The organism is Streptomyces ochraceiscleroticus, assembly GCF_000720485.1.
Lineage (GTDB): Bacteria > Actinomycetota > Actinomycetes > Streptomycetales > Streptomycetaceae > Streptomyces > Streptomyces ochraceiscleroticus.
In genome coordinates, this window is sequence record NZ_JOAX01000013.1 from 41,419 (window position 1) to 54,090 (window position 12,672).

The window sequence follows — 12,672 nt, forward strand, 5'->3', positions numbered from 1 at the left end:
CGCACAGCCACGGGCCGCCGTGCCCGTGGCTGTGCCGACCGCGTGGCCGGTTCCGTGGCTGTGCCGATCAGGCCGTCGTACCCGTGGCTGTGCCGACCGGGTGGCCTTGCCGCGGCCGCGGCCTGTCAGGTCGCACCCGGCCCCCCGGCGTGCCGAAGATGCACCGTGATCTTCGGCAACCGGCTCCGCAGGAGCGCTTCCGCACCCCGCCCCACGCCCGGCCTGCGCGCCGCACTGGCCCTCCTGGGCGCCGCCGCCCTGGGCGCGGCAGCCCTGCCCGCCGTACCGGACGCCGCCGCGACACCGCCACCGCCCGGCCGTCCCGCGACCGCCGCCGAGCAGCGCGTCGACGCGCACCTGGACGCCATCCGGCACGACCCGCGGGCGCTGCGCGCGTTCATGCGGGCCCTGCCCAAGGGCGGCGACCTGCACAACCACCTCACCGGCGCCGCGTCCACCGAGCTGCTCGTCCGCCTCGCCGCGCAGGACGGGCTGTGCATCGACCGGACCGACACGGCCCTGCCGCCGCCGTGCCGCGCCGGCACCCGGCCCGCCGCCGACACCCGTACCGACCCCGCCTTCCGGCAGCGGCTGATCCGCGCCTGGTCGATGCAGGACCTCCCGCCCGGCGCATCCGGGCACGACCACTTCTTCGCCGCCTTCGACAAGTTCGACGAGGTCACCGAGCGGCACACCGGCGAGCTGCTGGCCGACGTGACCGGCACCGCGGCCGCGCACCACCAGTCGTACCTGGAGACCATGATCACCCCGGCCGCGCCCGCCGCGCGCCGGCTGGCCGCCGGCATCGGGTACGACGCCGACCTGTCCCGGATGCACCGCGCGCTGCTGGTCGGCGGCAAGCTGGACCGAGTGGTGCGCGACGCCCGGCAGGAGACCGACCGGGCCACGGCCGTCTTCCGCCGCACGGCACACTGCGACACCCGCGCCCCGGCACCCGGCTGCCGCGTAATCCTCCGCTTCATCTCCCAGAGCATCCGGTCCGAGGCGCCCGAGCAGGTCTTCACACAGCTCGCGCTCGGTATGCGGCTGGCCGAGCGCGACCGGCGCTTCGTCGCGGTGAACCTGGTCGCGCCGGAGGACGGCAAAACCGCCCTGCGCGACTACCGGCTCCACATGCGGATGCTCGACTACCTGCACGGCGTCTACCCCCGCGCACACATCACCCTGCACGCCGGCGAACTCACCCCCGGCCTGGTCAAACCCGCCGACCTGCGCTTCCACATCCGCGAAGCCGTCCACACCGGCCACGCCGAGCGCATCGGCCACGGAGTGGACCTGGCACACGAGGACGGCGCCGAAGAGCTGCTGCGCACCATGGCCCACCACGGCATCGCCCTCGAATCGCCGCTCACGAGCAACGCCCAGATCCTCGGCGTCAGCGGGGACAACCACCCCTTCCAGCGCTACCGCCGGGCCGGCGTACCGGTGACGCTCGCCACCGACGACCCCGGGATCTCCCGCACCGACATCAGCCACGAGTACCAGCGCGCCGCGACCACGTACCACCTGAGCTACCCCGAGCTGAAGGACCTCGCCCGTACCTCACTGGAGGAAGCCTTCCTGCCCGGCCCCGGCCTCCGCGACCGCGCCGCCGGCTCCCCGGCCACCGGCCTCAAGGCCCGGCTGCAGGAGCGCCTGGAGGCCGCCTTCGCCCGCTTCGAGCGCCACGTGGCACACAGCAGGCACTGATGCCCGTGACCACAGTCCCCCTGACATCCGTCCCCCTGAAGCCCGTCCCCGGCCCCCGCGGCCTGCCCCTCCTCGGCAACCTCCCCGCCTTCGGCAGGGACCCCTTGGGCTTCCTCGTACGGCTGCGTGACGAGTACGGCGACGCGGTGACCTGGTCCCTCGGACCGCGCCGCAGCCTCTTCCTCTTCCACCCCGCGCACATCGCCGAATTCCTCGCCGCCAGAGAGCGCACCTTCGAGCTCCTGGAGATCGGCTGGGCCTTCAAGCAGCTCACCGGCCAAAGCCTCATCCTCAGCAAGGGCAGCGACTGGCGCCGCAAACGCTCCCTGGTCCAGCCCACCGTCCGCCCCCGCCAGGTCCGCGGCTACGCCGCCGCCATGGTCGAGTGCGCGCAGGCCGCGGCCGGACAGTGGCAGGACGGCGACCGCATCGACGTACGCCACCAGATGGCGCTCCTCACCCAGCGCATCGTCCTGCGCACCCTGTTCGGCAACGACCTCGGCGACCGGACCCGGGCGCTCAGCGAGGCCATGGCCGTCGCCGAACACGGCATCGGCGCCGAACTGCGGAACATGACCCTCTTCCTGCCGGGCTGGATCCGCACGCCGGGCCGGCGCCGCCTGCTCCGGGCCGTCGCCACCATCGACGCCGAGGTGCACCGGCTGATCCGCGCGCGCCAGCGGCACGGCGGCACCGAAGACCGCGACGACCTCCTCAGCAGACTCCTGGCGGCCCGCGACGAAGAAGGCCGGCCGCTGACCACCCAGGAGGTGCGCGACGAGGCCGCCACCCTCTGGGCCGCCGGGCACGAGACCACCTCCACGGCCCTGACCTGGACCTGGTACCTGCTCTCCCGCTCCCCGGAGGCCCGCGAACGGCTCACCGCCGAACTCGACGAGGTACTGGGCGGACGCCCGCCCACCATCGACGACTACGACCGCCTCCCATGGACCCGGCAGATCATCAAGGAGGCCCTCCGGCTCTACCCGCCCGCCTGGCTCATCCCCGCCGTCGCCCGCGACGGCGCCACCCTCGCCGACACCCGCATCCCACCCGGCACCGTCGTGTGGTGCAGCCAGTGGACCACCCACCGCGACCCGCGCTGGTTCCCCGAACCCACCCGCTTCCGCCCCGAACGCTGGGACCCCGAAGCGCCCGACCCCGTACCGGACCACGCGTGGTACCCCTTCGGCGGCGGCCAGCGCACCTGCCTCGGCGCCCGCTTCGCCCAGGTCGAGGCCGCCCTCCTGCTCGCCACCCTCGCCCAGCACTGCCACCTCGACGTGACCCCCGCCGCCCCCGCCCCCCGAGTCGGCCTCCTCCTCCAGCCACCCACCCCCCTGCACGCCACCGTGCGGCGGCACTAGGTCGTGATCGATGGGCCACCGCGAGCCGCGGCGACCCATCGGACGTCCCTAGGGCTTCTCGCAGTTCACGGCTGTGGGTGCGCTCGGGTTGACGCACTTGTCGTGGCCGGCGCCGCCATCATTCGTGTTGTTTCCCGCGTTGCCGTTGAGATCGTCGTTTCCGTCCTCACCACTGAGGTTGTCGTCCCCCTGGCCTCCGCTGAGTTTGTCGTTGCCGTCCCCACTTTCCAGCGTGTCAGCGCCTTCTTCGCCGAAGAGGCGGTCGTTTCCACCCATGGCGTTGCTCTCCCGCAGCATGTCGTTGCCGGGGCCGCCGTACATGGTGTCCTTGCCTTCCAGGCCGTTGTGGTTGTCGTCACCCGGGCCGCCGCGCAGCTCGTCGTTGCCGGTCCCGCCCTCGAGCTCGTCCGGTCCGTCCTCGCCGAAGATCCTGTCATCGCGCTCGTCCCCGCGGATCTCGTCGGTGTTGAAGGTTCCGGTGCCGCTCGCTCCTGCGTAGATGGTGTCGCGGCCCGGCTTCGCGTTGGGCGGCTGGCTGTCGCCGTAATCCCCGCAGAGGACGTCTGCACCGTCGAGACCGCGAATAGTGTCGTTGCCTCCCAGCCCCATGATGATGTCGCGGCCATTGGTGCCGACGAGAGTGTCGTTCTTCTCCGTGCCGAGCACCGTGGGAGCCAGGTTGACACAGGTGAAGGCGGCAACCGCATCCGCATCGGCATGGGCCGCACCAGGAGCCGCCAACACGGCTGCGAGCGCTGCCGCCAGCAGGGCAGTCCGAGGGGCCGGTCGCCTGGCCCTGCGCGTCCGGCACTGCAAACTGGGAATCATGGGTCCCCTCCTCTTCTTCGCTGTCGTTGTCGCATGAAGGCGGGTGGAGAAGCCGCCTAGGTGGTCACCAGCCACTGGAGGAGCCCATGTTCCTCTGGAAGTTCTCGTAACCGTCGTCGAGCAGGTCTTCGTTGCTCAGGCCGTTCTGACGCTCCAACTGCTTGTGGTCGTAGTACTCGTCGAGATCGCCGTTCAGCGGCTGGTCGGTTGTCTCTTCGGCCGGGGTGTCGTACAGCGGCTCGTCCGTTGCTTCTTCCACCGGATCCTCGTTCACGATGCCGGGCGGCTTCTCCGGCGCGTCCGATTCCGAACTTCCGCAGGCACTCAGGCCCATGACCAGCGCCGTGCCGGCCGAGACCATCAAGAGCTTCGCTCGCATGGTCCGTTCCCCCTGTCGTTTCCACCGTGTGCGGTGCTTTGCGTCCAAGCTGCCAGCGAGCGATCGGCACCGCTGCAGGGTGACCCCTCCGAGCGGCAGCGGGTTTTCCCTCCGGTATGGGGGTGCCGGTATGGGTGTGCCGCACCGCCACCGCGCCGCGGCTCGCCTCGAAAACTCTCTGCACAAACCCGGATCCGGCCGCGACAATGGAGGAATGCCAGCGGCCGGCGCTGTCCCGACACCGACCACTGCCTGGCCATGGGGGGAAGACCGGGAACCGGGCCGGTCGCTCGGACCTCTCCTGCTGGGGGTGGCGGGCATGCTGCTCGCTTCGGCAGCCACCCTCGCCACATGGCGCAGAGCGCCGTATCCGCCGTGGTTGTGGCTGCCGGTGCAGACGGCCGGGGTGACCTTCGTATGGTCCGGGGTGGTGCTGCGGCTCCGCAGACCGGCGAACGCCACCGGCCGATGGATGATCCTGGTCGGCTTCACCTGGTACATCGGGGACTTGCAGCTCAGCGACAACGCGGCGCTGTTCGCGCTCGGCTTCTGCTGCTTCTACCTCTCCTACGCCGCCCTCAGCCACTTGGTGCTCGCCCTGCCCTCGGGACGGCTCCGCAACCGCTACGAACGCGGGGTCGCTGCTCTCCTCTACACCATGCCGTTGGTGACCCAGGGGGTGCGGTACGTAGTGGAGTACCCGCCGCAACCGCAGCAGTGGGGGGATCCACAGGGACGGTATTCGGTCTGGGCGTCGATCGGCAGCGTCTTCGGCCTCGCGCTGACCGCACTGACAGCCGCCCTCGTGGTGCGCCGATGGGCCACGGCCGGGCGTCCGGTCCGCCGCGCCTACGCGCCGGTGTGGACGACCATGTTCGCGCTGGGCGGTGTGGTCGTTGCGGCCACCTTCGCGGCGTTGCTCGACGCGCCGCTCGGGCTGCAGAAGATGACGCTCCTGGCGTACGCCCTCTGCATGATCGTCACACCCGTCGCACTCGCCGGCGGGCTGGTGCGGGTCCGCATGGCACGGGTACGGGTGGCCGATCTCGTCGTACGGCTCGAAGAATCCGCTGAGCCCGAGGCCGTACGGGCGGCCATCGCCGAGGCGCTGGGCGATCCCGCCCTGGAACTGTGGTTCCCGCGTCCCCCCACCGAGGGGCATCCCGGGGCCGGCTATCTGCGCACGGACGGAGCGGCCTCCGACGTCCTTCCCGGGGACGGCCGCGGTGTCACGCCCGTCGTCCGACGAGGGCAGCCGCTGGCGTTTCTCGTCCACGACCCGGCACTGCGCGAGCAGCGCCCACTGGTCGACACCGTCCTGGCCGCGGCAGGGCTCGCGCTGGACAACGCCCGCCTGCTGGCCGCGCAACGCGCCCAGCTCGAAGAAATACGTGCCTCCCGCGCGCGCATTGCGCTCGCGGGCGACGCCGAACGCCAGCGCATCCAACGCGACCTGCACGATGGCATCCAGCACAAGCTGCTGGTGATCTCCATACTGGTGGACCGGGCCCGAGCGGCCGGCGCGGCGGAGGCGGGCGACGACGGGCAGCGGCCCGATCTCGCCTCGGCCGCGCTGTACTTGACGGAGGTCCTGCACGAGCTTCGTGCGCTGGCCGAAGGGATCAGCCCGCCGATCCTGGTGGAAGAGGGCCTGGCGGCCGCCGTCGAAGCACTCGCCGAGCGAGGCCCGCTGCCCGTACTGGCCTGCATTCCCCACCGTCGCTGGCCTGACCATGTGGAACGGACCGCCTACTTCGTGATCACCGAAGCTCTGGCCAATACATACAAACATGCGGAGGCGACCCAGGTGCGTATCCGGGCGGACGACGAGCCGGACCGTCTGGTCGTCGAAATCGCCGACGACGGCATAGGCGGCGCGGACCCCGCGCGCGGGACGGGTCTGCGCGGGCTGGAGGACCGGGTGGGAGCCCTCGACGGACGGCTCCACGTGAACAGTCCGCCGCGCGCAGGCACCCGGCTGGTCGTGGAGCTGCCATGCGCATCGTGATCGCGGAGGACTCCGGGCTGCTGAGGCAGATGCTGGCGGAAATCCTCACCGCGCGTGGCTTCACCGTCACCGCGCAAGTCGCCACCTTGCCCGAACTGCTGCGAGCGGTCGCGGCCGATCCGCCCGATGTCGCCGTTCTGGACATCCGTATGCCACCGACCCACCGCGACGAGGGGCTGGAAGGCGCGGAGCGGATCCGGGCGAGCCATCCCTCGGTCGGTTTACTGGTGCTCTCGCACTACGCCGAGACGTCCTACGCGATGCGTTTGCTGCAAGCGGCCGACCAGGCCGTGGGGTATCTCGTCAAGGACCGGGTCCGGGACGCGGACCGGCTTGTCGACGCCATCAAGCGGGTGGCCTCCGGAGAGGTCGTCGTCGACCCGGAGGTCGTCCAGCGCGTACTCACCCGTCCCCGGACGACCGACCCACTGGCCGCACTGCTCCCGGTGGAGCGGCAGATCCTGGCGCTCATGGCTGAAGGGCACTCCAACGCGGCGATCGCCACGGAACTCAGCTACAGCCTCAAGACGATCGAGAAACGTGTCACCTCGATCTCCCAGAAACTCGGCCTGCCGCACCCCGAAAGCCACGAACGTGCCCACGTCAACCTCCGCGTGCTCGCGGTACTGGCCTATCTGCGCAGCACGCTTCCCACAACGGATCCCACCGGCTGAGAATCGAACGAGAGTGTGATTTTCTTCAGCCGGCCACTCCGGCGGCCACCCGTCCGGCAACCGCCAGGAACGTCACCACCGCTTCCCGGCCACCACCCCGACCGTCACCAGGGCCAGTACCACCCACGCGAACCAGAGCCAGCCGCTGCTGCCGACCGCCACCGTGTACGCCGTGGCCAGGATCAGCCCGCCCACCGTGCACCCTGCCATCGCCTTAGCCGATCCGGGCATCCTGGCATCCTCCTCACGGCCGCCCGTACGGGGATATGCCACGGGCCGCGGCCTTGGGGACATGTTCCCCGGCCGCGGCCCGCACCGCCAGCTTTCTCCGGATTCCGCCTCGCCCGTCCGACTACCGGACCGAGCCCGCGCCTCAGCCCTGGCTGCGCGCGTTCAGCGACGCGAGATAGGCGTTGTACGCCGCCAGCTCCTTGTCGCCGTCCCGGTCGGCGGCCCGGTCCTTCCGTACCGACTGCCGCTTCTCCGTCGTGTACCACTGGAAGACCAGCGCGATCAGCACCAGCACCGACGGGATCTCACTGAAGGCCCAGGCAATACCGCCCGCCGCCTGCTGATCCGCGAGCGCGTCGACGCCCATCGAGGCCGGCGGGTGCTGGAACGTCTTCACCATCGTCTCCGAGGCCATCATCAGCGCGATGCCGAAGAACGCGTGGAACGGCATCCCCGCGAACAGCTCCAGCATCCGCATCACATAGCCGGGACGGTGCGGCCCCGGGTCCACACCCATGATCGGCCAGAAGAAGACCAGGCCGACCGCGAGGAAGTGCACCATCATCGCGATGTGCCCGGTCCGCGACTCCATCAGGAAGTCGAAGAGCGGCGTGAAGTACAGCGCGTACAGGCTCGCGATGAACAGCGGGATCGTGAACGCCGGGTGCGTGATGATCCGCATGTACCGGCTGTGCAGCAGCGCCACCAGCAGCTCACGCGGACCCTTGCGGCCGCGGCCCGCGGTCGGCAGCGCCCGCAGCGTCAGCGTCACCGGCGCGCCGAGCAGCAGCAGGATCGGCGACAGCATGCTGATCACCATGTGCTGCACCATGTGCACGCTGAACATCGCCATGCCGTAGTCGTTCAGCTTCGTGCACATCACCAGCGCGACCGTCAGCACGCCCACGACCCAGGCCACGGTCCGGCTCACCGGCCAGCTGTCGCCGCGCCGCCGCAGCCGCAGCACGGCCCAGCCGTACAGCGCCAGCCCCAGCAGGCATTCGACGAGGAAGAAGGCGTCGCCGCCGAACTCCAACCCGCGCCCCAGCGTGAACGGCGGCAGATCCATCATCATGCCGTGCCCGCTGTGATCCATCCGCTCGCTCCTGATTCGCACCAATGCTCCGCGACCAGCCTAGAGCCGCCCCCGGCACGGACGGTGACCGGGGGCGGCTCGTACGACATGCAATTCTCGCCCGGGCGAGCAGCGGGAGCCATGGGGCGGCAGCCCGGGCTAGAGGACGGTCTCCACCTCGGCGTACCGGTCGCCCGGTACGGTCTTCAGCGTCTCCACGGCCTCCGCCAGCGGTACCAGCGTGATCTCCGTCCCGCGCAGCGCGGTCATCATGCCGAAGTTGCCGCGGTGCGCCGCCTCCACCGCGTGCCACCCGAAGCGGGTCGCGAGCACGCGGTCGTACGCGGTCGGGGTCCCGCCGCGCTGCACGTGGCCCAGGATCACCGCGCGGGCCTCCTTGCCGAGCCGGTCCTCCAGCTCGACGGCCAGCTGCCGGGCGACGCCCGCGAACCGCTCGTGCCCGTACATGTCCTTGCCGCCGACCTCGAAGTCCATCGAGCCGGCGCGCGGCTTCGCGCCCTCCGCCACGACGACGATCGCGAACTTCTTGCCCGCCTCGAAGCGCGCAGCGACCCGCTCCGACAGCTCGTCGATGTCGAAGGGGCGCTCGGGCACGACGATGGCGTGCGCGCCGGCCGCCATGCCCGAGTGCAGCGCGATCCAGCCGGTGTGCCGGCCCATGACCTCGACGATCAGCACCCGCTGGTGCGACTCGGCGGTGGTCTTGAGCCGGTCCAGCGCCTCGGTCGCCACGCCGACCGCCGTGTCGAACCCGAAGGTCAGATCGGTCGACGCGATGTCGTTGTCGATGGTCTTCGGCACGCCGACGATCGGCAGGCCGGCGTCCGACAGCAGCCGGGCCGCCTTGAGGGTGCCCTCGCCGCCGATCGGGATGATCGCGTCCAGGCCGAGGTCGGCGACGTGGCCGCGGGCCCGCTCGACGCCGTCCCGCAGGTGGGCGGGCTGCACGCGCGAGGAGCCGAGGATGGTGCCGCCACGGGCCAGGATGCCGCCCACCGCGTCCAGGTCGAGCTTGCGGTAGTCGCACTCCAGCAGGCCGCGCCAGCCGTCGACGAAGCCGATGACGTCATCGCCGTGGTCGGCGACGGCTCGGTGGACGACGGAGCGGATGACGGCGTTCAGACCGGGGCAGTCGCCTCCGGAGGTGAGTACACCAATACGCATTACTCGTAGAAACCTCTGCAGCTCAACCGGATGACCGGACCCCGTCGTCCGGTTGGATGCGCACACCCTACAAGCGCGGCGCGCCCCTCCGTAGCGCCTGCCCGCACTACGGGAAACCGGGCCCTCACATGCGCCAATCCCGGCCACACTTGAGCGGACCGGACTGGCCCGGATGAGCACATCGGGCACCACTTCGCCCCCTCAACCGTTCCCCAACACGAGGGGGCCCACGAGACGAAACGTCACCTCGGGCCCCTCTCCGAGCCTCGTTTCGCTCGGCCTCTCTCAGCGGCTTCGTTCAGCCCCTCTTTCCACTCGCCCCACCCCAGGCACGCAAAGCCCCCCTCGCCCGTTGATACGGCAAGGGGGGCCTCGCGCCGAAACGTTGCTTTACGCCTCGCGTCTCACGCCGGCTGCGTAGCCGCCGCGATCCGCTCCTGGCGCAGCGCCTCGTACCAGTGGTCGCTCACCGGCGGCAGCGCGTTGACGTCCAGCGCCAGCTTGATCAGCAGGTCGGCGATGTGCGGGTTACGGGCCATCACGGGGCCGTGCATGTAGGTACCGAAGACGGTGTCGTTCCACGCGCCCTCGTAGCCGTCACCCACGCCGTTGCCGTTGCCGAACCGTACCTTCGCGAACGGGCGGGCGGTCTGCCCGAGGTGGGTGACGCCCTGATGGTTCTCGAAGCCGGTCAGCGGCGGGAGGTTCAGCTCCGGGTCGATGTCGGCCAGTACGTCACCGACGCACCGCTCGCCCTCGCCGCGGGTGCTCACCACGTCCAGCAGCCCGAGCCCCTGCTCGCGCTCGCCCAGGTCGTTGATGAACTCATGGCCGAGGATCTGGTACCCGGCGCAGACCGAGAAGACGATCGCGCCGTTGGCGACCGCCCGGTTCAGACCGCCGTCCCGGCGCAGCCGCTCGGCGGCCAGCCGCTGCGGCCGGTCCTCGCCGCCGCCGATCAGGTAGATGTCGCCCGAGGTGGGGATCTGCTGGTCGGAGCGGACGTCCAGGCGCTGGACGTCCAGCCGGCGCTGCCGCGCCCGGCGCTCCACCACCAGTGCGTTGCCCTGGTCCCCGTACGTGCTCAGCAGGTCCGGGTAGATCCACACCAGACGCAGGCTGTTGTCACTCATGCTTGCTCGTCCTTGTCCGTTGCGGATCGGGTCAGTTGCCCACGCGGCGGCGCAGGTCCTGGAAGGCGGTGTAGTTGGCGATGACCTCGATACGGCCGGGCGGTGCCTTCCGTACGGCCTCGTCGACGTTCTCGCACACCTGGAAGTCCAGGCCCGCGACCTCCAGCCGGACCGCGAGGTCCAGCTTGCGGTCGCCGATCACGAAGATCGGGTGGCCGGCGAGCCGGGTGTAGTCGACGTCCCAGAGCCAGGAGGTGTCCGTGCCGTCGGCGCCGCGGGCGTTGACGGACAGGATCACCGGCGTCGGCGGCGGGTCGATCAGCGAGAACGTCTCGAGCCAGCCGGCCGGGTTCTTCGCCAGCAGCAGGCGCAGCTCGCGGTCCATGAAGGAGACCACGTCGTACCGGCCCGCGACTGCCTGGACGTCGTACATCCGCTCCAGGGCGACCTGCGGGGGCACGCCGAAGGCCGCGGCCACCGCGGCCGAGGTCGTGGCGTTGGCCTTGTTCGCGCGGCCGGGGAGCTGGAGCTTGATCGGCCAGGCCGAGCCGTGCGGGTCCAGGACGTGGTCGCCGGAGAGCGCCCAGCTCGGCGTCGGGCGGCGGAAGCCGCACTCGCCGCAGAACCAGTCGTCGCCGGGGCGCTGCATCACGCCGCCGCAGGACGGGCAGGACCAGGCGTCGTCCTTCCACTCCTGGCCCGCCGCGACCCATACGACGTTGGCGGACGAGGAGGCCGCCCAGACGATCAGCGGGTCGTCGGCGTTGGCGACGACGAGCGCCTTGGAACCGGCCAGCCCCTCGCGCCACTTCTCCGCCAGCATGCGGGTCTCGGCGGCGCGGTCGAGCTGGTCACGCGAAAGGTTGAGCAGCGCGATGGCCTTGGGGGTGACGTCCCGGGCGACGCCCGCGAGGTACTTCTCGTCGACCTCGATGACGCCGTACTTCGCGTCCGAACCCCCGGCCAGCGCCGAGGTGATGCCGGCCGGCATGTTCGCGCCGAGCGCGTTGGAGACCACCGGGCCGCTGGCCCGCAGCGCCTCCGCGATCAGCCGCGTGGTCGTCGTCTTGCCGTTGGTCGCGGACACCAGGACCACGTCCAGGTGCTGGGCGAGCCGGGCCAGCAGGTCGGGGTCGAGCCTGAGCGCGACCTTGCCACCGATCACCGATCCGCTGCCGCGGCCCACCGCGCGCGACGCCGCCGCCGCGGCCCTGCCCGCCGTCACGGCCAGCTTGGCCCGCGGCGACAGCGGGTCCGTGTTGCCTGCCATCGTCCTAGATCCTCCTTGCATCCGGCGCCCTCCTGCCCCCGGGGCCGCCGGTGGAACGCCCCTCCGTACCGGCCCGGCCGGCCGGGAGGCTGTGGTTGGGGATCAGCCTATCGATTTCCGCGCCGGGGCCCGAACCAGACCACCCGTGAGGGGGGTGTGGAGGTTCCTGCTCAGCGGCCGTATCCGGAGGGACGGCCGGGTCGGCGGCCGGGACCGGAACGTCGCTGGTCTCGGCCGGAACGTACTCTTGCCCCCATGCGACACCGCTCCGTCCCCGGCAGTTCCGGCCGCGTCCGCCCTATGCGGCTGCTCGGCGACCCCGTCCTGCACGCGCCGTGCGAGGAGGTCACCGACTTCGGGCCGGCGCTGGCGCAACTGGTGGAGGACATGTTCGCGACGATGTACGCGGCTCGGGGTGTCGGCCTCGCCGCGAACCAGATCGGCGTCGCGCAGCGGGTGTTCGTCTACGACTGCCCGGACGACGAGGACGTCCGCCATCTCGGGCACGTGGTCAATCCCCGGCTCGTGGCGGTGGACGGCGAGGTCCTCCGCGGCCCCGAGGGATGCCTGTCGCTGCCCGGGCTCGAGTCCGGTACGCCGCGCCACGACGAGGCGGTGGTCGAGGGCGTCACGCTGGACGGGAAGCCGTGCCGGATCTCCGGTACCGGCTTCTTCGCCCGCTGCCTGCAGCACGAGTGCGACCACCTGGACGGCGGCCTGTACCTCGACCACCTCACCGGCCTGCGCCGCCGCCGCGCGCTGCGGGCGGCGGCGAGGGCCCCGTGGGCGGGGCGGACGGCGGCGGGCTAGCC

General features: G+C 71.2%; 12 protein-coding genes. 5 read left to right on the forward strand and 7 right to left on the reverse strand.

Features of this window, described 5'->3' with window-relative positions; all coding sequences use genetic code 11:
* The first annotated feature begins 165 nt into the window (after nt 1-165).
* Together IG84_RS0117480 and IG84_RS0117485 are read left to right on the forward strand one after the other, a co-directional pair.
* A complete protein-coding gene (locus IG84_RS0117480; RefSeq protein ID WP_063761811.1) occupies nt 166-1,710 on the forward strand; it encodes an adenosine deaminase in 1,545 nt (514 codons plus the stop codon).
* On the forward strand, nt 1,710-3,077 hold the full coding sequence (locus IG84_RS0117485) for a cytochrome P450 (protein ID WP_051861877.1): 1,368 nt from the start codon (nt 1,710-1,712) through the stop codon (nt 3,075-3,077). The genes IG84_RS0117480 and IG84_RS0117485 overlap by 1 nt, the downstream gene beginning before the upstream one ends.
* A gap of 48 nt (nt 3,078-3,125) precedes the next feature.
* Here IG84_RS0117485 and IG84_RS0117490 read toward each other — a convergent pair whose 3' ends face one another.
* Together IG84_RS0117490 and IG84_RS0117495 are read right to left on the reverse strand one after the other, a co-directional pair.
* On the reverse strand, nt 3,126-3,905 hold the full coding sequence (locus IG84_RS0117490) for a calcium-binding protein (protein ID WP_107053905.1): 780 nt from the start codon (nt 3,903-3,905) through the stop codon (nt 3,126-3,128).
* A gap of 64 nt (nt 3,906-3,969) precedes the next feature.
* Nucleotides 3,970-4,284, reverse strand: coding sequence for a hypothetical protein (locus IG84_RS0117495; RefSeq protein WP_031057714.1), 315 nt, complete (start codon nt 4,282-4,284; stop codon nt 3,970-3,972).
* A 319-nt stretch (nt 4,285-4,603) separates the two neighbouring features.
* On the opposite strand from IG84_RS0117495, the gene IG84_RS0117500 reads away from it, so the two are divergent.
* Nucleotides 4,604-6,292 carry a sensor histidine kinase gene (locus IG84_RS0117500; RefSeq protein WP_157848900.1) on the forward strand — a complete coding sequence of 563 codons (1,689 nt, stop codon included), beginning with the start codon at nt 4,604-4,606 and terminating at the stop codon, nt 6,290-6,292.
* Nucleotides 6,280-6,966 (forward strand): response regulator transcription factor, encoded by a 687-nt coding sequence (locus tag IG84_RS0117505; protein ID WP_031057718.1) that lies wholly within the window; start codon nt 6,280-6,282, stop codon nt 6,964-6,966. Before IG84_RS0117500 ends, IG84_RS0117505 begins: the two co-directional genes overlap by 13 nt.
* A 72-nt stretch (nt 6,967-7,038) precedes the next feature.
* Here IG84_RS0117505 and IG84_RS41600 read toward each other — a convergent pair whose 3' ends face one another.
* The 5 genes from IG84_RS41600 to IG84_RS0117530 form a co-directional block, all read right to left on the reverse strand.
* Nucleotides 7,039-7,197, reverse strand: a complete 159-nt coding sequence (locus IG84_RS41600; protein ID WP_030257823.1) for a hypothetical protein — start codon at nt 7,195-7,197, stop codon at nt 7,039-7,041.
* A gap of 142 nt (nt 7,198-7,339) precedes the next feature.
* Nucleotides 7,340-8,293, reverse strand: coding sequence for a cytochrome c oxidase assembly protein (locus IG84_RS0117515; protein WP_031057719.1), 954 nt, complete (start codon nt 8,291-8,293; stop codon nt 7,340-7,342).
* Between the two features lie 138 nt (nt 8,294-8,431).
* Nucleotides 8,432-9,457, reverse strand: a complete 1,026-nt coding sequence (locus tag IG84_RS0117520; protein ID WP_031057721.1) for a 6-phosphofructokinase — start codon at nt 9,455-9,457, stop codon at nt 8,432-8,434.
* A gap of 404 nt (nt 9,458-9,861) precedes the next feature.
* Nucleotides 9,862-10,590: a type 1 glutamine amidotransferase gene (locus IG84_RS0117525; protein WP_031057724.1), complete on the reverse strand. Its 729-nt coding sequence runs from the start codon at nt 10,588-10,590 to the stop codon at nt 9,862-9,864.
* Nucleotides 10,591-10,621: 31 nt separating this feature from the next.
* Nucleotides 10,622-11,860: a Mur ligase family protein gene (locus IG84_RS0117530; protein ID WP_031057726.1), complete on the reverse strand. Its 1,239-nt coding sequence runs from the start codon at nt 11,858-11,860 to the stop codon at nt 10,622-10,624.
* A 255-nt stretch (nt 11,861-12,115) separates the two neighbouring features.
* Between IG84_RS0117530 and def the strand changes: the two genes are divergently transcribed.
* On the forward strand, nt 12,116-12,670 hold the full coding sequence (gene def / locus IG84_RS0117535; protein ID WP_031057730.1) for a peptide deformylase: 555 nt from the start codon (nt 12,116-12,118) through the stop codon (nt 12,668-12,670).
* Nucleotides 12,671-12,672: the final 2 nt, after the last annotated feature.

What these genes read in the sequence shown, in the direction of transcription:
- IG84_RS0117525 (WP_031057724.1), bottom strand. Translation starts at nt 10,590, where the DNA reads ATGAGTGACAACAGCCTGCGTCTGGTGTGGATCTACCCGGACCTGCTG.
- IG84_RS41600 (WP_030257823.1), bottom strand. Translation starts at nt 7,197, where the DNA reads ATGCCCGGATCGGCTAAGGCGATGGCAGGGTGCACGGTGGGCGGGCTG.
- IG84_RS0117505 (WP_031057718.1), top strand. Translation starts at nt 6,280, where the DNA reads ATGCGCATCGTGATCGCGGAGGACTCCGGGCTGCTGAGGCAGATGCTG.
- IG84_RS0117490 (WP_107053905.1), bottom strand. Translation starts at nt 3,905, where the DNA reads ATGATTCCCAGTTTGCAGTGCCGGACGCGCAGGGCCAGGCGACCGGCC.
- IG84_RS0117495 (WP_031057714.1), bottom strand. Translation starts at nt 4,284, where the DNA reads ATGCGAGCGAAGCTCTTGATGGTCTCGGCCGGCACGGCGCTGGTCATG.
- IG84_RS0117520 (WP_031057721.1), bottom strand. Translation starts at nt 9,457, where the DNA reads ATGCGTATTGGTGTACTCACCTCCGGAGGCGACTGCCCCGGTCTGAAC.
- def (WP_031057730.1), top strand. Translation starts at nt 12,116, where the DNA reads ATGCGACACCGCTCCGTCCCCGGCAGTTCCGGCCGCGTCCGCCCTATG.
- IG84_RS0117515 (WP_031057719.1), bottom strand. Translation starts at nt 8,293, where the DNA reads ATGGATCACAGCGGGCACGGCATGATGATGGATCTGCCGCCGTTCACG.
- IG84_RS0117485 (WP_051861877.1), top strand. Translation starts at nt 1,710, where the DNA reads ATGCCCGTGACCACAGTCCCCCTGACATCCGTCCCCCTGAAGCCCGTC.
- IG84_RS0117530 (WP_031057726.1), bottom strand. Translation starts at nt 11,860, where the DNA reads ATGGCAGGCAACACGGACCCGCTGTCGCCGCGGGCCAAGCTGGCCGTG.
- IG84_RS0117500 (WP_157848900.1), top strand. Translation starts at nt 4,604, where the DNA reads ATGCTGCTCGCTTCGGCAGCCACCCTCGCCACATGGCGCAGAGCGCCG.